The sequence below is a fragment of the Burkholderiaceae bacterium DAT-1 genome, from assembly GCA_019084025.1.
GTDB lineage: Bacteria > Pseudomonadota > Gammaproteobacteria > Burkholderiales > Chitinimonadaceae > DAT-1.
In genome coordinates this window covers 1-21,942 of the sequence record JAHRBI010000008.1, presented here as the reverse complement: position 1 = coordinate 21,942, position 21,942 = coordinate 1, and the positions used below count along the sequence as shown (strand labels likewise).

Genomic DNA, 21,942 nt, shown 5'->3' with positions numbered 1-21,942 from the left:
GGTATTTTAATGGAAAAACATTTCGATAAAATAATGGCAGTGATATCCCTGCTTGCTTCAGGGATGATCATTTATACTGTTTTTTTTGGCAAGGTTCACCGAGTCTTCTGGGGATTATTTATGATTCTATTTTTTTTTGGAATCGTTTCCGCCTTTTCTAAAATAAGGGAAGACGGCAAAGAAATGCTTAAGAGCAAGGTGGAAAAGAGTGATAACGAAGAATAATACTGGATTCTGCCAAGTCTTATAGGGTTCGAATTTCCAAGAGTCATTGCGTCATACCATTAATCGTCATTCAATTTGGATGACGATTACAGGCGGAAAGGCAAATAATCCTACGGCAACGGCGCCCAGAGCGACCGCCTGATCAGCGTCGATGCCATCCTCGGCCAATATTAAAGGCGTAAGCCAGACTTATGATTACGACGATGTAGGCCGACTGACCAGTAAGACTGACTCAGGTGGCGTAGCCGCATCCATGCTGTATGGCTACGACAAGCTGAACCGCCTGTACAAAGTGACGATGGGGACGACGGTTCAAACCATCTGTTACGACGCGATCTGTAGTGATCAGAGTGCCAGTGGCAACGGGCGCATCACATCAAAATCCGATGTGGGTAGCTACATCTATGGTGATACATAGCATCCGGATGCGGTTACTGACATACAGGATGCCGAGAGTAGCAAGCTGTACGGCTATTCCTACGATGCATCGGGCAAGTGTGTTTACAGGCAAACATCCTATGCATCCTCATCGTAGCGGATGCATATGCGCGAGCAACCGGGCGATATTGCGCGCATCATCCAGCCCGCGATGGTGCGTCCCCTGCAGGGGCAGACCCGTCATGGCTAGTGCTCTGGCCATGCCAACTTCCTTGATCCGCCGCTGCCTGGCAAAGAGCCGCTTCAGATTGACGTGTTCAAAATCACTCAACGGATGAGGCACGCCGTGACGTGCACACTCGCGTGCAAGTTGTCGACAGTCGTACTGTCCCCAACTCCCCCAGGATCGCAGGCTCGGTTCATATTGCATGGCGAATGCCTGCAGCTGAGTGGCGACAGCGGGGAAGGTCGCCGCCTGATCGACATCGTGCTGCTGAATGCCGGTCAGCTGTGTGCAGAAAGGGGTGAGCGTTGGGTGAAGCACCGGCCGGACGAAAGACTGGTATTCCGCCAGTACCTGACCGGTGGCATCCGCCCATACCGCGCCAATTTCGATGATTTCCATCTCCTCTGCTGGCAGGGCATCGCCTTCGTCGCAGGTCGCCTCCAGATCAATGATCAGCATCATGATGGGTCCTTCGGTGAAGGTTGCCAGGCCATCCAGCCTGCCCGTAATGCATTTGCATCGTGCCAAGCATGAGGCCACGGTTGATTTGGCTGGGCGTGATACTGGCACACGGCCTCATTAAACATCGGCGACGCCATTGCTGGGCGCAGGTTGTGATATCCCGCCAGGTTCGCCGGTGTGGTATCGCCCAACGCATCCAGCAGCAAGTCAACATCGGTACGGTCGTCATACGCGATCACCCCCGGTTCGGGCAACCGGGCGAACCAAGTGTGCAGGCATCTGTTCAACGCGCCACGATCCATGATCTGATCCGGTGGCGCATCCAGCAGCGGCAGGACCGCGGCGTGTACAAATGCACTGCACATGTCGCGCTTGAAATCGCTCAGTTCAGCATAAAAATGATGGCTCCCATCCTCCGTGATCAGCGCAATGCTGATGAGGCCGCTGTCGATGGGGTCGGTGTATTCGGTGTCGAGGAAGATCAGCACGGTCGCGGCCCCGAGACTGCACGATGGAGGCGCGCCAGATACTCTGCGAATCCATCCAGTGTCTGCGCTTTCAACCAGGCTTGGCGCAGTGCCATCGCATCATGGAGTGCATGGTGTTCAGGGGTGGCATGGGTGTAATACCGGCGACGTTCACTGGCCAGTAGGTCTCTCAACCCGTCGCCCAGGGCATGACGGTCAAACAGCATCGCCTGTGGGTGCAGGTTGGCAGGCCACGTGTGCAGTAAGGGCTTCAACATCCGTTCCATATCGTAATATGGCGCATCGCTCAGGATGACCACCTGTTCGGGGATAGCCTTGAGCCAGGTCTGTACATTCAACGCCAGTGTGTCGAGGTCCTGGCAATAGGATCCGCCCCAGAGGTGCACCATGACATTCTCCCGTACCCAATGACTGGCACGGTAGGCGTATTGTCCGGGCGGCACCTCTGCGTATAAATACTCGCCATCTTCACGAACCAAGGCGACGCTGATCAGCAGTGGATCAGGTGCATCCAGGCCTGTGAATTCGGTATCCAGAAAAACCATCATCGTGCGGGTCCTTGCGTAAACCGGTTGAGGGCCGCGCGCAAGGCGACCTCCACGGTGGCATCCAATCCAATGGACGACTGGCAGGCAACCAGATGGTCGCGGTGATCACGGAATTGCCACTCAGCATCGTCAAGGGCGATCCATGGTGCATGGATCCGGCCATTGGCATTGAGCCACGCCAGTATTTCCTGTTCTCGCTGGGCGGGTAAATATTTCCCTGCTTCCCTCGGCACCGTCGGGGTCACATCGATGAGGCGATGGGCAAAATCGGGGGAAAAGTACGCCTTCAACGCATCCAGGGGCTGCAGCTCACGCCACATTGAACTGATGACGATGTCGACGTGCGGGTAATCACGCATCACGCCTTCAAATCGCGGCAAATGACAAAATTCCTGAATGCCAGCCTGTACGGATTCGCTGCATTCCGGATGCAAGACCCCATCGAAATCCAGAAAAAGAATCATGGTCAGATCACGCCTTCCAGTGTATCGAACAAGGTCATCCCCTGCCTGCGATTGAGTCTGCGGGCCTGCAGGCCAGAGGCCCGCGGGCCGTCCACATCGCAGCGCTGACTGTCGCCAATAAAGAGCAGGTGTTCGGGCGGGCAGGCCAGCGCCGTGCACACGGCGGCATACATGGCCGGATCGGGCTTGGCCACGCCGAGCGCATAACTGAGTAAATAGGCGTCCATGTCAGGTAACAGACGATAAAGCGCACCGCCAAAGTCATACGCCAGATTGCTGCATACCGCGATGGGTCGACCGGATGCCCGCACGGCATTGAGCACGGTGCTTACCTCGGGAAAGAGGCGAAGGCTCGCCAGCAGCGCGTCGAGTTCGCGGCGCATGTCCGGCACGACGTGGCTCAGACCCAGTTCATCGGCAAAGATGTCAATCGGGACATTGCGCGTCATAAAGGGCAGGCGGGTGGATGCATCAATATGCGCGAGCACATGGCGGTAAGGATGGTTCCACGGGCCGGTGTACTGAATCAGTGTGCCAAATGCGTCAAACACCACTGCTTGAATATCATGCATGAATGCCCCCTGGGGACAGTGGCCCAGTCGGGCCGATCAACACGAGGGGGTTCATGCGCGTAGTCACCCTGATATTGCATGAGCTGTCGCGGGTGTACCGCTGGCGCATCATGTAATGGTGGGGGCAAGGACGCATGTGAACCCGCTCACTTCATCAACGTAGTAATTGTGGTAATGTGAGTATTATGTGTAAATGCCGTATTGGCAAGTGATTTCACGCTATCCTGCGATAGGATGGCCGCTCTGTAGAGAAAAGGTAGAGGGATGAGCCGTTATCGAACCATTGCACAGACGCTGCTTGAGCTGACCCGGGTCCGTCCGGCGGAGGTGGCGCGCATGGCAGAAGTGAACCGCTCCAATTTGGCGAAATGGCTCGCCGGTCAGGATTCCGCTCTGGCAGCAGACAAGCAATTGTCGGTATGTGCCGCGCTGGGCTGGCGTATGGGGAGTTTGCGGCGCGATCGCGTGTGGCGGGTGTGTATTGAGGCCGACTGGACGCCACTTCATCGAATGCTGACGGTGCTGGACAACGCCGGTGCGTTTTCGTCGGTGGATGTGTTCCCCACTGAGGGGCGCCTACTGGCGCATGGCGCAGTGATTCTCGCCAGACGTGTCGGTGAACCGGTGCCGCTGGTGATATTGCTGTCGAGACCGCTGGCGGATCATCCCTGGCTGCCGCCCTCGGCGGAGGTGATTCCCCGGGCGCGAATGGGGGGCATTCATGCGGTCAGTGAGCGCGAATGGACACTGTGGTGGCATGGCAAAGCCCCGCGCGGGGAGGTGACGGACTATCTCATGGAGTTTGGCCAGGAGATGATGGAACAGGTATGCCGCGACGAAGTGCTGCAGGCTCCGCTTTTTGATGAAGCGGACCATGATGGATCCGTCGTACCCAGTTCGAGGTCTGGGGCGCTTACCTTTCCCGCGCTGAGCGGTGATCCAACTGGCGAGTGGCAGCGCTGGCAGGAGACGCTTGCACATGTGAGCACACGCACCGGGCTTGGGCTTGAGCAGCTCAGGGAAATCTTCTTGCGCAGTGTTCGGGTCAATCCGCCCGATGATAAATGACTGGCATGCATTTTGATGAGATATGGTGTCGTCGTTGCCATGCTTACCAACTACCTTCCCACCGGTCTGATCTCAGGCCAGACAGATTCAGTCTCGCATCCCCATAGCACGCAGAAGCGCATCGATTTGGCCGAATGCATCTTGCTGCCACTGCTCCGGCGTGCGATCGCCCAGCACCTGCGTGTCTTCTACAAAGCGTCGCACACAGGTTGGGCCAAACCCATCAATGGTGTCGAACTTTACGGCTATTTGCTGAAAGCCTCGCTTGCCACTGGTATGCTCGAGCAACGGTCGACACTCCTGTGCCAGCACATCGATCCCTTCAGGGTAATTTCGTACGCAATAGTATATGTCGTAGGCATCCTTTTGTTTGTAGCGCCCGGCCAGCGCATGACCCTTCATCGCCAGTAAAGCGGGTATTGAACACACTGCAATCTCCACGCGATTCGTCCCTCCATCCGGCATCGGTCCCGCTACGGCGACCAGTTGATAGAATCGCATCGCCAAGTCTGCGCCATCGGCCCGCTGCACGGCGAAGTCACTAATCAAGGGGGGATTATTCTTGACGATTTCAGCGTCGCGCGGCATCAGGAAATCGACCACAATGTCGATTGCCGCGCCACTGTCGAGTGCAGGAACCTTGCGCACCAATTGGAAGCGCCGTAGACCATCGCGCTGAGCATAGCCATGCTGTTGCAGCGCACTGATCAAGGTTGCATATTCACCATCACCTAGTGCTTCTGCGTCCAGTCCAATGTCCACGTCGAGTGTCCCGACGTGGGGCATGTCGTCACTGTCTAGCAGTAGCCAAGGGACGGCGCCGCCAATGATCGCAAACTTGCCTTTGAAGCTGCCAAGGATCTGGCCGATCTCGATCAGCACGGCCTTTACGGCCATGGTCGTACGGTCGTCGTACTCAGCAGCGGATTGCGGCTCTTTCATGGGGGTCATCTGGGCCATTTGAGTCGTGCCTGTCGAAGATACTCCGCAGCCTCGGCGCCGCGCTCACCCGCAATAGAGAGATCAAGATAAGTTTGAACCGGACTCGTACAGACTGCACCCTGTACCGGTTCGACGCTGTCGGCAAACCATCCCACATCCTTCAGCACAGTGATGACCACGTTCTCGCCTTTTGCGACGGGAGTGAGTTTCAGTACTGGCTGAAGTTTGTGCAGGCCTTGATCATCGCAAAAAAAGTAGTGAGTCCCGGTGCGCGCGTATGGAGCAAGCCACTGCGCCGCTGAAAATGATGCGAAAACAGCACCTCCGTTACCATTGCCGGCGAACAGTACGCTTCGCGCTGCATCTTCGAGCGAACTGCCATGCAGTGGAGTGTAAAAGCGCAGCCTCTCCCCAGATGGCGCAGTATAGTTTTCCCGCCATGCGTCCAGCAGCGCATCTGGCTCAGAGAGAATCAGGCCATTGTTCGAGACGCTCGCCCATTCTCGATTGATCAAGCCAGTTCGTACATTACTGACGTGTCCGAGGCTAACACCTGTGAGCTCCGACAATTCGTTGACCCGCCACGCACGGTTGGGCTCACGCAGCAGAGCGCGCAATACTTGAGCAGATTTCGGCTTAAACAGTGACTTGAGCTCACGCTGTTGCGCCACTGGCTTGCTTGCGACCATACGCTCGATGAATACGCCACCAAATGTAATCCTTGCGTTTCCCTCTAGGTCTAGATAGCTGACGCCATTCTCTTCGCACATTTGTCCGACGGCTGTGGAAATATAGGGGGCGATCAGGACGGGCGTGGCCTGATGGTCGTGGTGCATGACGTAATTCGATAGTTCCAGCATTGCCAATCGGGCGTATCGAGGCTGTCCATTCTGGATGTACGCGCAAGCAAGCTGGTGCGGCTGACGGCCCACAAGGAGACGAGCGACCAAGTCCGGTTGCCAATCACCGAAGGTCGCTTCCGTAGTGATGCTCTCCACCTGGAGGATCGGGATCCTCTCAAGGATCCCTCGCAGAGCCTCACTGGCATGCGCTTCTGACTTTTTCAGTGAATTTTTATCTTTCAGCATTTGCTGAAAATATCACATACAGTGAAAGCGTGCCAGTGCGATTTCACCCAATCCAATAGTTTCAACAAATGCTGAAACCAGGGCTAATAATGATGCGCTGTCCTGACAACCATAGACATACTTGCTCGGTAAAATAGCGCAGGCAAGCAGCGTAGTAGCTACTGCTTTCTGGGCAATTCAGGGGCGTTCGGCAGCCTTTAGCCAATCTGTTACTCCATTGACTCCAAGCGAAAGTAGCGTGTCTTGTATTTCTACCACGTTTCTTAGCATTACACCTCCGTCGGACTCTTCTCGCTCTTCTGCCTCACCGAAAAGCCGCGTCATTAATTGGGTGAGGCTATCCTTATAGTCATAGAGATATGGTTTGCAACGGCTAACGTAAGCCAGATAGATTTTAGCTGCATCCAGTGCTTGCTCTGGATCATTCAGAGCAACTACATTCAGCCATTCATGGAAACCAAAAAGCCGATGGTGTTTGTTTTCGCTCTCGCTGTCGTTTTCCAATACAGAAAAACAGCGACGAATGAGTTCTATCGGCACAGAAATCGTAGCTCCCTTGTCACTGAAAATGCGGCCAATTTGTCTGGCGATAGCCAAGGCATGTGCGCCACCTGCATTCAAGCCGGCATCCAGCCCGAGAAGACATTGCTCAAGGTGCTGTTGGATATTTTCAGTATTTGTCCAGACCGTTGCAGCACCAAGCCAAGCCGCTGTGTTATCAAGAGCCTTCAAAACCCCAAGGAATTCAGCAAAGTCGACGTGGCTGGTCATGCTAGCCAACGCTGAGATGCGCCCCCATGTTTCCAGATCATTGCCCCTACCCTCAAGGCGAAGACGCGCCAGCAAAGGCTTCACTACCTCAAAGTGATTGAGATAAGCGTAATAGAGACAGGGTTCGGCAATTTGCCAGAGCCCTTTTGCGTCATGCATTGCAAGATGAAATAAATCCCAACCCAGCTCTAAATTCTTGCTTTGTAAATAAGGCAGGCGGCGAAGAATCAAGGCGCGAATTGCAGGATTTTTGTCTCCTGCAAAACGGCGTAACGTGGGTTGTAACAGTTCGGGTAATACGCCTCCGAATTTTCGAGAATTCGTTGCCAGAATCATCAAGGCTTCGGTAACGTCTCCTTTGACCATGTTGATCCCCAAAGCGATCAAATCAACATTATCACCCTTGATCGGATCATCTTCATCCAGTCGCTCAAAGCCTATGGCCCAAAATACCAATCGTTCAGCATCTTCCAAATTTTGTACAACGTTGGCACAGGCTTCCAATGCCTTGGCTGCAGGGCGTCGGAGTTGCCAATGCTGCGGATGCCTTTCTAGTTCATCGAGAATATGACTAGCCAAAACATGGGCATCTGGCTCTTCGATTGGGTGCCATGTTTCGTTCGTCTGCAAGTTGCCAAAGCGATATGCCAAATATGTAGCGACACCATCCATAATTTCATCGCGAAACCTTTCGGAAATATCCGCCCAATAGGCTGATAAAAACCCCAAGAATCGACTGGGATAACGAGAGGAAGCTTCTCGAAGTTGCCAGCCAACCTCACGCTCGCCACCGACCAGAAAGTCAGCACCACGCCAATCTGAATAACCGTTGTAATGTGCAAGTAAGCGCAACACTCCATCGTCACAGGTACCGAGAAATATCTCAAACGAGAACGGCGCGCTAACTACGCCGCCACGAGAGCGAATATCTGGCTGACGAACAAATACCCCGGCCTTCTTTACGTATTCATCAACTACCGCTTGCGCTTCAGGCGAACGCAGGAAGCAAGGGATCGCACTGATTAATTCGGCGCGTTTCTTCAATACCCAAAAACGCTCTGAATCTTCAGAGGTATATTCATCCCAAATGGCCAAAATAATTGCCATAACGGCATCTTGGTCATTATCGTCTAGATAGATGAATGCTGATTTAATCAATGTGCCCAGTTCGTAATCCAGTTCGAACTCAAGCATATTTTCGTCGCGCAACATGCGGCCTATCAAATCAATATTTAATTCAGGCGATTCTGTACAAGCTAATACAGCGAAGTAGAGCAAGGCGCCTTCGTGATTGAAACATAGGCGTTCGCGGTTGTTCTGCCACCACTCTGAATGCGTTTTGGCGTGGTAAAGAATAGATGCCTCAACAGCATCAAGCAGTGTATCCATATTATCCACATGGTGCATGTCTCTTAGACTGTGGGCATTTTCGTACGAGGTTTCGCCAAGGAATCCATAGCTATAACCTACTCGTGTTTCTCCATGAAGTGATATACGTGCATTGCTCCACTGCTCAATCGCCGCTACGGCCAGATCGAGTAAATCAATGGACTGCACCATACGTTGACGGATAAAGTCGTCATTACGCTCGCCAAATTCATGCGCATGGCAGTGCAATTTATTATCGAACCGGTATTCCAAAAGATCGTTTTCGCTAACCCCACCTACCATAAAGCACCAAAGTAGGTCGTCTCCTACGACCCCCGCTTCTATGCAGCGAGCGATGGTACGTCCCAGGAAGCTGTGATCGGGATTCGGCATATTGAGCAACCGCTGGAGCAGTGGCACAACTAGAGCCAAGTTTCCCAATGTGATTTCAGATATATAAAGCGGAAGCTGCCCGGCGACTCGGTTGCCATCAATCCACTCCAGAGATAGCGCCTCCTGCCAGAATGACAAGATCCCCTGAGTGTCCTCATTCTTCCACTGCGCGATCCGATAGGCATGTCCAGCATAGCCTTCGGCGTCACGCTCGGTTTTCAATACAGGCACTAGATACTTGAGCCAAAATCGATGCCACTCTATCGCCTTGGCTGAGGCATAGATCACCTGAAATACATCGCGGTGATTTTTTCGTAATTCGCGCATCAAGGGCCAGTCATCGTCCACAGGTATCTGTTCGGAAAACGACTCGGCAACCAAGCGCCGGATGTGGAAGGCTACGTTACTAGTCAACACCGCCCGCGTTTGCTTTCTGAACTCACATCGCTCACCCAAAGCCAACTGTGCGACAAAGTTACGTATGCTGGGGCGGACAAACGGAACTGGGGGAAGGCTCTGTATGAATTGATTCAGCGTAACGCCGCTACGCAAGGCTCTACTGATGACTAAAACGTCAAGCAGTGTCTGATGACCGAAGGTCAGCTTGGCATCCTGAGTTTCTTGCAAAACGTTCAGGCTGCACAGTGCCCGCAGAATCTCTTGTGAGGACGAAAAGCGTTGATGTGGTACGGCCAGGCTACGGGATTTGAGCATTTCTGCGGCGATGGCTTCAATTGCTTGTATTGCAGAATCACCCAGCGAGGCGTTGGCCCGTACAATCACATCGAGATAACGCTGTGCCAGAGCTTGGCTGGTTACGACGCTGAAACCACCCTCTCGTTGCGCTAACTCGACAAACAATCCCAGTTCCCGAGGATTTCGAATCAGTTCTCGTGTAACAGGATCAATATTGGCGGATGCAATCCCCAGCCTTTCAAATAAAGGCGCAATGTCATCATCCCAGTCCAAGGGGAGACACTTGAGTTCGCAATCCCATTTCCTTTCCGCAATTCGGTGGTCGTACTTTCGGTCAAAGTCACGGCAAGCGGTGATTACGCTCACGTTTGGAATCAATAGGAGTCGGTCTATTTGAGCCAGAAAATAGCTCAGTACCCGATTATCACGGGCGATAGACAGCACATCCAGAGAATCGATTACGACAAGCACCTGCGCACTTTCGGCCATACGAGCAACTTGATTGACCCAATGCTCAGACAGGCCAAAAGCTTGTCGATCCTGTGAAGTCACCAGATCAGCAAATTCACGCGACTGGATGAAAAGCGGCACGATATCTGAGCGGGTTTGTGCTTGTCGCTCTAGGTTCTCCAGTACATCAAGCATCACACAGGTTTTTCCAGAACCAGGCAAACCTGTGAGCAAGATGGCACGTTTCCCGGCATTGATGGCAGCCAGCAGTTCCTTCACCACCGGGTTGGTTAAACGCTGACCTGCCACATCACGCCGCCACGATCTGCCGATGGCAGAGGTATTGGAAAATGATGCGCGCACCTCGGCAATATTTACGGAAGGAACCAGCAGTGCTCCTGCCTTGAGGAGAATGGCTTCGAGATCTTTTTTGGTGAATCGATGTGGAGCGTTTACGGATGAGCCATCGCTGCTCATGCGCCCCCCCAATTGATCTAGACGAACCCAGAGCGCGTTGAATGCCGAATCTGGATTGCTGGCCATACTACGCAAACGTTCTCGGAGCTGACTTTCCATGCGATCCAAGGCGCTGCTGGTTTCAAACTCAGTACGGCGGAGGAATTCGTAGGTGGAGAGACCTGGGGAGGCATTGGATAGCAATTTTGACAGGGCTAAATCGGTTTTCTGATTTGTGATACCCAAACTGGTTTGATAGGTGCCGGCATCATGCTGAGTCGTACTGTGTTCCTTTAGCTTTCCAAGCTCCCCAAAGTTGTTGCGTGAATAGAAACGAACTTCTGTATTTGTATACTGTTTGAGTAGCTTGGCGGCTTTATCCAATTCGTCGGAGAGGTCTGCTAAGGACCATGCTTCGAAATCGATTTGATTTTTTTTGCACTGACAAGCGATCAATCTGCCATCCGCTTTACCGACGACCACATCGTCGACTAGATAAGTTATCGAATCAATTTCAAGCCATTGATAGTTTTCGTCAGATAAAACAGTCAATGCCCAATCAAATGCTACCAAGGTCTGGTAGCCATCGCCTCTGTTAGAGCGTATGCCTGCAATACTCATATTGATTCCCGTTGATAGGGTGTCCATTACCCGGATTCACATAACGCCCAGTTTATGACGGTCACCCTCAACATCATTAACCACTAAGGGATCTGTATGGCGGCTAAGGCTCGATTCAATACCTCATACCGAATGCCGCTCAGGCCGAACTACAATCACCTGGAGGGACATCGCTGCCTAGCCAAAAGTTGCTATCAGGAGGGGAACTGGTGGCAAACCCAGCTAATCTGTGGATCCGGTGTTCGAATTGTGAGTCAGCTTCATCGACTTTTCCAAACGACGACGACTGGCTTCGCGCGCACGTTGCCGCATCTTCTCGGGTGAGAATCCTAGAAGCAGCCTTATGTCTTGGGTGGGGGACGAGTCTTTGTGAGTCATCGTATTAACCAAATCGTGTTGTGAAAAATTCAGCCGAGTTCGCTATGCTATCGGCATGCCCTTCTGAAGCCCCGTTGAAGTCCGCCATGTTGGTATGCGTGCAAGTGTTTCTGCACTGTTATGCAAATTTAGGCCTCCTCTAACTCCACCGCTTGCCCCGCTTCTGACTCGAGTTCTTCTTGATGGCGTAGCCAATCGCTGGCCAAGGATGGGTTATCCTTCAAGCGCTGCTCGATCACTAGGCTTTCTCGATATTCTTGTGCCGCTGCGCTCATCGTCCAGCTTGCTTCTACACCCCGATCCTCAATGGCTTGTCGTAAATCAGCTAACCCCAGCCTGAAGAATTCTTTGCGAGGGTTCACTTTATTGATCTGCGACTGCACGAATTGCTTATGCAACGCACGCTCCAACGCTGGCGCGTCATCGCTCCAGATCATGGCATGCACGTCAAAACTGAAAGGAACGCTTGCGTCGCCCAGTTCACGAACACGATCCAAGGGTTCAAGGCGGCGTGTCATGCCGACCTTGAAGACATTTTCACCAAAGGAACCAATGTTCGAAATCACATACACATGCCCGGCCCGTGTTTGCTGTGCCATCGACAATGCCCGCTTATTGCGTTCTTCTGCCTCGGTCAACTTCACTTGCAGCTCAGCGAGCTTGGCTTCGAATTGCGCACGTTGTTCTTCATTTGCCTTAGCCACTTGAGCCTGAACTTTCTCCATTGATTTAAGAAGGGTTTCTTCTTCTTTTGCTGCGTCTTTTAACGCACGTTCGATTTCGCGGCGAGCCCGTTCCTCTTCGCGGATCTGTTCGCGAATGATGCGTTGCTCTTCCTTTTCCCGCTCCCGTAATGCCAGAACCGCAGTCGCCCAACGAAGCTCGCCCAAACGTGCTTGCAAATATTCCTGGGTAATCCGAGCATCACGAAACGCTGTACCATTATTGTTGACCAAGGCGCATGCATCTTGAATCTGACGCTCCAATGTGCCGAAATTATCTGCTTTGGTACGAGATAGAATCGAGTCGACTTTGCCATTGAATGCATCAATCACGAAGCGAATTGCGGTTTCCCGGCGATTTTTCTCGACGTATTCACAGGTTGCGGCCCGATCTGTTTCAACCATTAATTTGCTGCGCTCGCGAGCTTGCTTCAGCTGCTGGCCGGCTTCATCAAAGCCATAAGTCTCTGCCAATTCATCTAGTAGGCTGTAGGTCGGCTTTAAGTAACGATCACCGTACCCCTCAATCACGTTGCGCATCGCCGTTGCTGTCTCTTTGAGCTGGTCGACCTCTTTTAATGCACGGTAGGCATCACCGGCGATTTCTTCTGCGCGCTGATTGGCTTCGGTGATAATTTGAGATGCCTGCTGATTGGCCTTCGTCAGGAGTTCCTCTGCGCGTTCTCGCCTGTCTTTTGCCTCAAGGTTTGCATTCTTTCGAATTTCGTCGGCCATCTTGGCTGCCTCGGTGCGAACTACATTAGCCTGATTTTCAGCCGCAGCAAGGATTCCTTCTACTTCTCTTTGCGTCGCAACCTTGAGCGCCGTTGCCGCGCCTCTAAGTTGTTCCGCGGTCGCTGACGCGTCACGCACCTCCTTGAATTTGGCTAGAGATTCAACCTCAGCCTGGAGCAACTGGATGGTTTGCTCAGTCCGTGTTACAAGCTCTTCATACTGCTTCTGAACTGCGTCAGCACGGGCATCAGCCGAAGCTGCTAACTTCCGGGCCGCAACCCGCTGGGCGTAAAATGCGATGGCGCCGATGACTGCGAGTATAAATAAAAATTCCACGAGTCTTTTTCCTCATTTTCAAGTGAATAACTACTGATTGAAAATCAAATTAGGGTAGCAGCGGCCAGCGCTAACCGTCATATTTTGAAAAGGCAATGACCGAATAATGTGGCAATTGCCTCATAACAACTATTACTTTATTAGAATATTACAAGTGGTAACCCCGTATCGTCTTTTGGGCAACGCGCGCACGTGCGATTGAGAAAATGCACCGTAATGTACCATGTGGTCTACCGACATTGATATTTGCAATATTGCCGTATATTGCCATGCTTGAGGCAATTTCAGAAGGAATGCAGTGCTGGCCAAACATCAGTTGTGCCTTACTCATTCCCAGTAAAGCTCCTGTATAAGCTATTCGAGCAATTAGACGCTGCATCACGCCTGCCTTTGGCGCAAACACCATTAGGCGAGGTAGGACTACATATTCGTACGGTCCGTCAGAGCAGAGAATAAACGATTGAGGAGGCGGCCGAACACGCCGTGTGTTAATGGCCATCTAAACTGACCCACCTGCGGCCAATAAAATTGACCCACTCCTTGGATGGGGGCAATTGCCCCAGTACATTCCCTGCAGCATCGATGTGGGGAGATTCAGTTGAAGGAGTGGTCTGTGATTCACAAGATCAAAGCGTTGTATGACGAGGGGCGCGGACTGTCGATCCGAGGGATCGCCCAAGAACTCGCGTTGTCTCGCAATACCGTTCGCAAGTATCTCAATCTCTCGGTCGAAGATATTAGCGTCAACCTGAGTCAGACTTCCCGGCACAAGCTGCTGGATGACTACAAGCCCTTTGTCATCAGCCTGTTACAGGGATTTCCCAGCCTGAGCGCAGTCAAGATTGAACGACGGCTGCGAGAGCAGTTTCCGGAGCTGGACTGTTCGCGACGAACGCTACGTCGGTATGTCAGCGCATTAAAGGAACAGGTTTGCGTCAAGCAGCCCCGGTACTATCAACCCGTGGTGGACATGGTGCCTGGGCATCAATGTCAGGTCGATCTGGGAGAGTTGCGTGATGTATCGATCGGAGGAGTGCTGCAGCAGGTTTACTTTGTCGTGTTTGTACTGTCCTATTCACGGCTGATGTATGTGACAGCCTCGCTCAAGCCGGTAGACACATCCATTTTCATCCGCATGCATGATGCTGCATTTCGCTACTTTGGCGGCTGCCCGCATGAATGCGTGTATGACCAGACCAAACTGGTCGTCATTCGCGAAGAGTTTCGCGAGCTGACACTCAACTCCCGATTTGCCGAGTATGCGACCCGCGCCGGTTTTACCATCCGCGCCTGTGAAGGCTATGACCCTGAAAGCAAGGGGAAGGTGGAAGCCGGGGTCAAATACGTCAAGCACGATGGCTTTTACGGTGAGACCTTTCATTCGGCAGAAGATCTGCACGGATACCTGGCCACCTGGCTGGATGAAGTCGCCAATCAGCGTAGGCATGGAATAACGGGCGAATCACCGCGCGATCGCTTTGATCGTGAAGAATCCGACAGGCTGGCGGGATATATTGCACCTGCTGACCACCCGGATGGCCACGAGACCGTGACCCGGCAAGTAGATCGAACGGGGCTGATTTCTTGGGCGGGCAATCGCTACTCGGTCCCGATGCACTGGCAGCGGCAAGCAGTATCCGTTCGGGACGTGGGTACGCACATTATTGTGCTGGGTGCCGACGGGCAGGAAATTGCTCGGCATGAACGACTGTCAGGTAAAGGTGGGTTGAGCCGCAATACGGATCACTATCGCAATAAGGAAACCACGATCCGCCAATTGGAGACGGACATCCGTGATCACATGCATCCGTTAGACAGTCATCGCCTCCTCGCTCTAATCAGGCATACCTCACCGGCCATCTACAAGGATCAACTGGCCGGAATCCGGCAAATACTGCGACAGCATCAGACACCGATCGAACCGGAACAACTGGACTGGATCTGCGACCGCCCAGTGCTGACGGCCACCCGGTTTCGCGAATTACTGGCGGTTGCGCCGGACATGATGAGTCGTAGAAAGGAACAGAGCGTGCCCGTGTCGACAGGTGTACTGAGTCGCTATGCTGGCGTTGCAGGGGGCAAGCATGCACACGTTTGATGATGTTGGCCGCATGATGCGCAGTCTGAATCTGAAACATGGACAGGAAGTGCTCTCGACACTGCTGACACAAGCAGGTGATCAGGAGCTGACGCACCTGCAATGGACTGGAATGCTGCTGGATCATGAGCTGAAAGCGCGAGAGCATCACCGCCGGAGCCTCAATCGACGCATGGCGGGGATTCAGGTGGAAAAGCACCTGGAGGAATTCGACTACCGTCACCAGACTACCATTACCAAGCGGCAAGTGGCGCAGTTACTAGACTTCCAATTCATTGATACCCGACAGAACCTGATCTTCATTGGACCACCTGGCGTAGGTAAAACGCATCTGGCAACAGGACTGGCGCTCAAGGCATTGGAGCAAGGGTACAAGGTCTGGTTCTGTACCGCACTGGCCTTGACCGAGGATCTGGAAATGGCGGAAATCAAAGGTCGGCTCAAGGCACGAATCGCCCAACTTTGCCGGTACGATTTGGTCGTGATCGACGAGCTGGGATACCTGCCGATGAATCGGCAGAACAACCATAACCTGTTTCAGTTGATTCATGCCCTGTATGAATATCGGTCAGTCATTCTGACCACGAACAAAGACTTCACTCGCTGGGGAGATTTCTTTGTAGATGAAAACGTCGCCGTTCCGATCGTGGACCGGCTGATACATCATGCCCAGATATTCATGCTGGGCGGAGACAGTTACCGACTCCGGCAGAAAATGGGTACGAGTTCAGTGGTGGGGGTGGGTCAAAATTAATGGCCACTGGTGGGTCAAATTTGTTGACCATTGACACCGTGATTTTCTCCGCCACATATAAGTGCATAGAGGCAGGGAATGCTTCCGTCTCCATGGCGTCATATGCGACGTCACTGTTTCAGCTGCAACTACTGCCGCAATGGGTAAGTTGCGCCTTTCCCTACTTTATGATGTGGTGCCGGCGCCGACTCATGCCCAAGAGCGACACCTGCACTAATCCGTCGGACAACAGAGCCGTCTGGCCACCTTGCCCAATGCCCTGAGCCACCATGGGGTATTCGGCCTTAGCCGAGCACAAGCTCACGCCATCATTGCTCACATTGCTGCTGTGGTAAGTAAATGGAAAAGGGTATTCGATGCCACAGACGTACCCTCAACAGATATCGACCGGATGCCCCTGGCAAGCCGACATCCGCGTGAGATAGGGTTGAACGACCTGTGATGGAGCAGGGGTGTTGTCATGTGATGGATGCAACATCGATTTGTACTGTCTGCATAAAGCTCATGATAACTATGATTATCATGGTATAGTTTTCCACCCAAAATCATATCGCTCCATCATGCCAGACTTCAGCTTGCTGCGACCGCTCGAACGACTCGATACATTGCCTGAGTACCTATCGGGTTGCCATGGCAGCAATCGTTTTACCGGACAATGCCAGATTGCTGCCAATAATGATTTAGCGGCAATTCACACATGGCTGAACGAATTTCCGGCGCAATCACCGACCTGGCGTGCATATCGCAAAGCAGCAGAGCGCATCTTTTTGTGGTCGCTGTGCGCCAAGGGAAAACCCTTATCTAGCCTGAATCGTGATGATCTCGATGAATACGAGGCTTTTTTGATTTCGCCCCCCGCATCATGGTGTGCTCCTCGGGCAACGCGTAGGGAGACCAGCGAATGGCGCCCGTTTGAAGGTGCATTGTCAGCCAACTCGCGTCGACTAACCTTGATTGCCGCAAATGCGCTGTTCAGCTGGTTGGTCGAAGCACGCTATCTGGTCGGCAATCCCTTAGCACTACGTAAATCCCGGCTTGAAGCCCATCCAGCAAGCAATGCCCGGGCCGACCGACGCGAGGTGCAGCAATTACTGGAAAGCCGACAGTATGTGACGCGATTTTTCCCGCGAGAAACATTTGAGTGCTTGCTGACTTTTATTGATCGATTACCCAATCGGACTACACGCGAACGACATCGTAAAGCACGCGCCGCATTTGCGGTGCCATTTTTACAGCAGACCGGACTACGCCTGACCGAATTTTGTATGGCGCAAATGGGTGATATTCGTAAAGACAAGCACGGCTGGTGGATTCATGTATTAGGAAAAGGAAACCAGCTCGATCAAGTGCCCCTTCCCGATGCGGCAGTTGAACAGCTTAAACAGTACAGGATACATAATCGTTTATCCCCGCTGCCAAAACCTAATGAAGCCACGCCATTATTGTTGCAGGCGCGGACATATCAACCGCTCGAACCTGGTTCTTTCTATCGCTGGCTACGCGATTTATTCGTTGAAGCTGCACGATATGCTCAGGCAAATCATCAGGAAGAGCACGCAATTATTTTGGAAAAAGCAAGTACGCATTGGTTACGCCATACGGCATTTTCACATCAAGCGGATGAAGGGATTGATTTACGTGTTATCCAGGCCAATGCACGACATAAAAGCCTAAACACGACCTCACTCTATCTGCACGCAGGCGATGCAGAACAACATTGGCAGACCACGGCAAAACATGTTCTCAGTAAAAAGGAATCGTGACAACAAAGCATACCTGCATTGCAGTGTACACATTCAATATGTGCGGTAATTGAACTTATTCAATCCCAAAATCATCTGGACTGGGAGGCTGTAAACGTCTGAGTTGATTCAGCTCATGTTCAAGACTTTTAATCAACTCATGTGCATGTTGAAGTTTTGCTTCGAGCTTCTCTTTTTGAATGAGCAATCCAGTTGCTGTCTGTTCATACGATTTTTCTTGATTCAATGCAGCTCGCAGTTTGGCAAGCTCAACGCGCTCTTGTTCATTTTGTATTTTCTGTTTATGGGTTTTATCCGCATCATTGATGGCGTTTTCAAGAATGCGTTCAGCTTGACGCAACTTGGCTGCGCTATATCGCGTTTTCTCATGGGTAAATACGACTTTTTCTAATTCAGATACCCGTTTTCGTAGCGCTTTATTTTCAATGAGCATCGCTTTGTATTGAGTGAGCTTATCCAGCAAACCAGGTATTTCCGCCTGCCCTGCGGCCTTCCCCGGGTCGTGTGGTTTACCACCGCGTCTAGATCTAGGAGTATAGGTACATGGCACAGATTTTGATACAAACTGATGCGCTTTTGCATATAGTCGACCCATTGCTGCTGGGCCATTTAGCCAACATTTTGATTGCAGCTTATTTTCTATACTGACAGGAATGACAACTGCATGATAATGTGGCGTACTTTCGTCCAAATGCAACTCAAGCGATATGATATTTTGTTCACCAAAAACCGCATTTAGAAAATCGGAAATATCGATTGCCATTTTATGCAAATCAGCTGGCCAATCCTTTGGATCTTTGGGTTTTCCCCACGGAAAGTCTTTCGTTGGCATTTTTCGCCAATCCTGTTGTCGTCCCACTTGGAAAAACAGTTCGATTCCAATGACGGCATCTTTTCTTTTCGCCAGCGAGTTTGCGTAACGCACCCTATCATTATCCCACGTGATAATTGTATATTTAGGTCTTTGTGTAAACCAAGCAGCATCGGGAAGTTGACTTGCCGTCGGATGCTCTCGCAAATTGTGTCCCTTGGCAATTGTCATGTCGCCGCGATGTTTTTTCTCAATTTGAAATGAAAATGACAACATGAAATCGCCTTTAATTACCAAAATAATCATTGAATCATAGGTGAAAAATTCAAGAATTCAAGTTTTTGGAAAGGGTACTCCCTATACTTTGATGTGCTGATCTTCAGATGAGCAGGGGCTCGGGGCAACGCCCTGAGTCGACCGCGACGGGTACGAAGCAACCTAGCGGGCGAACCCTGGATGGACGTCGTTGTACGTACATCTGGCATCCTGCCCTAAGAGTTCATTGAAGTTTTGCCGCAAATTTGTAGTGGATTTGCGGCAGATTTTCAGCGGTCTTGCGGTACCCGTGCAGTGGATCGGTGGCAGACTCAAGAGGGATGCTCAGTGGACTGGCAGCCCATCCATCACACATCAATGGCGTCCGATGGGTAGACTCGCAATGCCTATTTGATGAATTGATAGCGGAATTGCGACGAATGAATCAAATCTAATTTGCCCCTTTTAAATACTTCAAATGTAATTTTGAGATGCTTAAATAACCGATCCGACAGGCGGGTTTAATAGAAATGCACGCACTATGTTACAATTGAACCCAATGCCTATAAATTTACCATCCACCACCAGCCCATATTATAAATAAGCAATTATTATTAGAATTAAAATAATCCACAATGAAACTGGCAATCTATAGCGACCTTCACATTGAATTTGCAGCATTTCAACCACCCAAGACAGATGCTGACGTAGCAATCTTGGCTGGCGACATTGCAACCGGTGTGAATGGTTTAAAATGGATTAAGCGCAATCTACCCAATATCCCGGTTGTATACGTTGTCGGGAACCATGAGTTTTACGGAAGCAGCCTAGAATCTACCTGGCAAGATTTACGACGTTTATGTCCAGCGAATGTGCATTTACTGGAGAATGAATCGGTCATCATCGATGGCGTGCGGTTTCTGGGGTGCACCCTATGGACGGATTATGCTTTTTTTGGTGCCGATAAAGTACAGGAAGCCATGGAATTATGTGCGCAGTCCATTTCTGATCATTTTCAAATCAGTACACGGCGCGATATAAAGAAGCGGAAGTTTTCGCCTGAAGATGCGTTAAATCTGCATATCACCAGTCGCCAATGGCTTAAAGATAGCCTTTCTGATGGCAGCACTGGAAGAACTGTGGTCGTGACACACCATGCACCATCAAGCGGCAGTGTCTCAGACAGATTTTCAGCGGATATGCTCACCAGTGGGTATGCAAGTGACCTATCCGATTTAATGGGCGTGCCCCAGCTTTGGATTCACGGCCATATGCATGAGTCATTTGACTATTCAATGAATGGCACGCGCATCATTTGCAATCCACGCGGCTATCGTCTGAATACGGGCGCATTTGAGAATGCGCATTTCAATCCCGCGCTTATTGTTGAAATCTAATACTTGTGCCTTGCCCCCCCACCAGGGGGTGCGTATGGTGTGTAGGATGTTTAGGGGTGGTCACACCGCCCCTAAAAAGCGGTTTGTGGGGCATTAAAGGCCCCAAAACCGGGGCGTACTCCCATGCACAATGCCGGAATCAGCGCAGCCAACGGGGATGCAGCCAATATGCAGAAGATGTGCAGGGAATATGCAGTAAAAGTGCGGCACAGATGCAGAGAAAGTGCAAACCCATGCAGCTCTATGCAGGGTTTGTGCACGAAACAGGCAGGAAAGATGCAGAGATGATGCAGAAAACAGGCAGATATAGGGCAGGAAACAGGCAACAGCCCACCCCAGCCCCCAAAGCCTTCAAGATCACCGCCAAACCAGGCGCTGATCTCGCCTGAATCAACCGCCCCTGCGCGCCTCGCGTTCAATCAGGCGATATTCCCGCACGATTCCACGGATGGCACCGGTCAGTGGGGCGAAGTAGAGGCGCAGGCTGTGTTTGGCGGTGCGCTTCAGGTCTTGGAGAGTGATGTATCCGGTCATGTGGTTCTCCATGGGGAATTTAATCCTGCCAGCCCCAAATCAGTCGCTCGGGCATGCAATTGGCAGGCTGAATGGTCAATCCCCCAGCACCTGGATTACGCGGCAATGCGTCTAATCCAGTCTACGAGTACAATCACTACGAGTTACGGCCTTACGAGGGTAAGTTACGTGGGCGCATTTCCCTAATGTGGCGAGCTCGCAGTCACGGTTGAGTAATTGAATTGATAGGCCTTCACGTCCGATTGCCTGTCGACAAAATTATTCCATTCAACCACCAAATTTGCCCTGCCGCTATTCAATTCCAGACTCAGAACCTCACCATCATCCATTTCCATAAACAAACTATCTACTTCACATCCATCCCTTAGTATTTCGTGAACCCCATTGAAGGTAACCTGCACATTACACACCTCACCGTTATCAGTATGCACACCTTCTATGCTGAATTGAACAATTTCGCCATTTTGGCTAACCGCTTCAATGGTTGCCTCATGAAAATATAATTTTTCCATATTAATCACCAGGGTAAAGGTGTGACGCATCACTGCCACGTGGTGTTGGATTACCGTTCTTATCTAGGTATTGATCACCTTTGCCAGTGGAATCGGGGTTGTAACGATGGTAATGATCCTTTCCTTCGTGACCAGGAGCACCATCTTTACCCTTGTCATGACGCAATTCATCACCTGTCTCAGGATGTTTAAATGATCGATGTCCCCTCTTTGCGGCTTCAGGGTGACTTGTTTCATCATATCCCTTTTCTTTTAGCTTATCTGGATCTTTAGGAAGACCTTCCTTCTTTCCTTCTCCACTGTCTGGGGCATCAGGTGAGTCCACCGCGTCATATCATACGCAAACGGCCAGACCCCAGATGCAGCAAGGCTTCCCGCACATCACGCAGACTGCAATATCCAGTTTAAAGAGCGAGACCCCCCAGAGGCGG

At 51.6% G+C, this 21,942-nt stretch carries 20 protein-coding genes; 7 read left to right on the top strand and 13 right to left on the bottom strand.

The genetic code is table 11. The annotated features are described in order from the left end of the window. Window positions 1-9 precede the first annotated feature (9 nt). Both KSF73_16760 and KSF73_16755 read left to right on the top strand, forming a co-directional pair. Window positions 10-225 carry a hypothetical protein gene (locus KSF73_16760; protein MBV1777374.1) on the top strand — a complete coding sequence of 72 codons (216 nt, stop codon included), beginning with the start codon at window positions 10-12 and terminating at the stop codon, window positions 223-225. Between the two features lie 151 nt (window positions 226-376). Further along, the gene (locus tag KSF73_16755) at window positions 377-643 is read left to right on the top strand and encodes an RHS repeat protein (protein ID MBV1777373.1); all 267 of its coding nucleotides are present in this window, start codon (window positions 377-379) and stop codon (window positions 641-643) included. A 108-nt stretch (window positions 644-751) separates the two neighbouring features. Here KSF73_16755 and KSF73_16750 read toward each other — a convergent pair whose 3' ends face one another. Genes KSF73_16750 through KSF73_16730 form a run of 5 tightly spaced genes read right to left on the bottom strand, consistent with a single transcriptional unit; the run spans window position 752 to window position 3,363 of the window. Continuing rightward, a complete protein-coding gene (locus KSF73_16750; GenBank protein MBV1777372.1) occupies window positions 752-1,291 on the bottom strand; it encodes an exonuclease domain-containing protein in 540 nt (179 codons plus the stop codon). Further along, the gene (locus tag KSF73_16745; GenBank protein MBV1777371.1) at window positions 1,288-1,779 is read right to left on the bottom strand and encodes a hypothetical protein; all 492 of its coding nucleotides are present in this window, start codon (window positions 1,777-1,779) and stop codon (window positions 1,288-1,290) included. Before KSF73_16745 ends, KSF73_16750 begins: the two co-directional genes overlap by 4 nt. Further along, the gene (locus tag KSF73_16740) at window positions 1,773-2,327 is read right to left on the bottom strand and encodes a 3'-5' exoribonuclease (GenBank protein MBV1777370.1); all 555 of its coding nucleotides are present in this window, start codon (window positions 2,325-2,327) and stop codon (window positions 1,773-1,775) included. The genes KSF73_16745 and KSF73_16740 overlap by 7 nt, the downstream gene beginning before the upstream one ends. Continuing rightward, on the bottom strand, window positions 2,324-2,791 hold the full coding sequence (locus KSF73_16735; GenBank protein MBV1777369.1) for a hypothetical protein: 468 nt from the start codon (window positions 2,789-2,791) through the stop codon (window positions 2,324-2,326). Before KSF73_16735 ends, KSF73_16740 begins: the two co-directional genes overlap by 4 nt. A 2-nt stretch (window positions 2,792-2,793) precedes the next feature. Continuing rightward, window positions 2,794-3,363, bottom strand: coding sequence for an HAD-IA family hydrolase (locus tag KSF73_16730; protein MBV1777368.1), 570 nt, complete (start codon window positions 3,361-3,363; stop codon window positions 2,794-2,796). A gap of 264 nt (window positions 3,364-3,627) precedes the next feature. On the opposite strand from KSF73_16730, the gene KSF73_16725 reads away from it, so the two are divergent. Continuing rightward, entirely contained in the window at window positions 3,628-4,431 is an 804-nt protein-coding gene (locus KSF73_16725; protein ID MBV1777367.1) for a hypothetical protein, read from the top strand. An 87-nt stretch (window positions 4,432-4,518) separates the two neighbouring features. Here the strand turns inward: KSF73_16725 and KSF73_16720 are convergent, their stop codons facing one another. The 4 genes from KSF73_16720 to KSF73_16705 all read right to left on the bottom strand — a co-directional run bounded on the left by KSF73_16720 (window position 4,519) and on the right by KSF73_16705 (window position 13,372). Next, window positions 4,519-5,391, bottom strand: a complete 873-nt coding sequence (locus tag KSF73_16720) for a hypothetical protein (protein ID MBV1777366.1) — start codon at window positions 5,389-5,391, stop codon at window positions 4,519-4,521. Beyond that, complete coding sequence (locus KSF73_16715; GenBank protein MBV1777365.1) at window positions 5,379-6,461, bottom strand: hypothetical protein; 1,083 nt, start codon at window positions 6,459-6,461, stop codon at window positions 5,379-5,381. Before KSF73_16715 ends, KSF73_16720 begins: the two co-directional genes overlap by 13 nt. A gap of 177 nt (window positions 6,462-6,638) precedes the next feature. Then, window positions 6,639-11,216, bottom strand: a complete 4,578-nt coding sequence (locus tag KSF73_16710; protein ID MBV1777364.1) for an ATP-binding protein — start codon at window positions 11,214-11,216, stop codon at window positions 6,639-6,641. A 506-nt stretch (window positions 11,217-11,722) separates the two neighbouring features. Beyond that, window positions 11,723-13,372 (bottom strand): DUF4041 domain-containing protein, encoded by a 1,650-nt coding sequence (locus KSF73_16705; GenBank protein ID MBV1777363.1) that lies wholly within the window; start codon window positions 13,370-13,372, stop codon window positions 11,723-11,725. A 628-nt stretch (window positions 13,373-14,000) separates the two neighbouring features. Here KSF73_16705 and istA point away from each other — a divergent pair. From istA to KSF73_16690, 3 genes are all read left to right on the top strand, one after another. Next, complete coding sequence (istA, locus tag KSF73_16700) at window positions 14,001-15,485, top strand: IS21 family transposase (protein ID MBV1777362.1); 1,485 nt, start codon at window positions 14,001-14,003, stop codon at window positions 15,483-15,485. Continuing rightward, window positions 15,472-16,239, top strand: coding sequence for an IS21-like element helper ATPase IstB (gene istB / locus KSF73_16695; protein ID MBV1777361.1), 768 nt, complete (start codon window positions 15,472-15,474; stop codon window positions 16,237-16,239). Before istA ends, istB begins: the two co-directional genes overlap by 14 nt. A 560-nt stretch (window positions 16,240-16,799) precedes the next feature. Next, on the top strand, window positions 16,800-18,002 hold the full coding sequence (locus tag KSF73_16690) for a site-specific integrase (GenBank protein MBV1777360.1): 1,203 nt from the start codon (window positions 16,800-16,802) through the stop codon (window positions 18,000-18,002). Window positions 18,003-18,057: 55 nt separating this feature from the next. Here KSF73_16690 and KSF73_16685 read toward each other — a convergent pair whose 3' ends face one another. Continuing rightward, window positions 18,058-19,119 (bottom strand): plasmid recombination protein, encoded by a 1,062-nt coding sequence (locus KSF73_16685; GenBank protein MBV1777359.1) that lies wholly within the window; start codon window positions 19,117-19,119, stop codon window positions 18,058-18,060. A gap of 584 nt (window positions 19,120-19,703) precedes the next feature. On the opposite strand from KSF73_16685, the gene KSF73_16680 reads away from it, so the two are divergent. Continuing rightward, on the top strand, window positions 19,704-20,465 hold the full coding sequence (locus KSF73_16680) for a metallophosphoesterase (GenBank protein MBV1777358.1): 762 nt from the start codon (window positions 19,704-19,706) through the stop codon (window positions 20,463-20,465). Window positions 20,466-20,855: 390 nt separating this feature from the next. Here the strand turns inward: KSF73_16680 and KSF73_16675 are convergent, their stop codons facing one another. The 3 genes from KSF73_16675 to KSF73_16665 all read right to left on the bottom strand — a co-directional run bounded on the left by KSF73_16675 (window position 20,856) and on the right by KSF73_16665 (window position 21,836). Next, window positions 20,856-20,999 (bottom strand): hypothetical protein, encoded by a 144-nt coding sequence (locus KSF73_16675; GenBank protein ID MBV1777357.1) that lies wholly within the window; start codon window positions 20,997-20,999, stop codon window positions 20,856-20,858. Window positions 21,000-21,181: 182 nt separating this feature from the next. Further along, window positions 21,182-21,541 carry a hypothetical protein gene (locus KSF73_16670; protein ID MBV1777356.1) on the bottom strand — a complete coding sequence of 120 codons (360 nt, stop codon included), beginning with the start codon at window positions 21,539-21,541 and terminating at the stop codon, window positions 21,182-21,184. Beyond that, window positions 21,513-21,836 carry a hypothetical protein gene (locus KSF73_16665; protein MBV1777355.1) on the bottom strand — a complete coding sequence of 108 codons (324 nt, stop codon included), beginning with the start codon at window positions 21,834-21,836 and terminating at the stop codon, window positions 21,513-21,515. The genes KSF73_16670 and KSF73_16665 overlap by 29 nt, the downstream gene beginning before the upstream one ends. Between the last annotated feature and the right edge of the window lie 106 nt (window positions 21,837-21,942).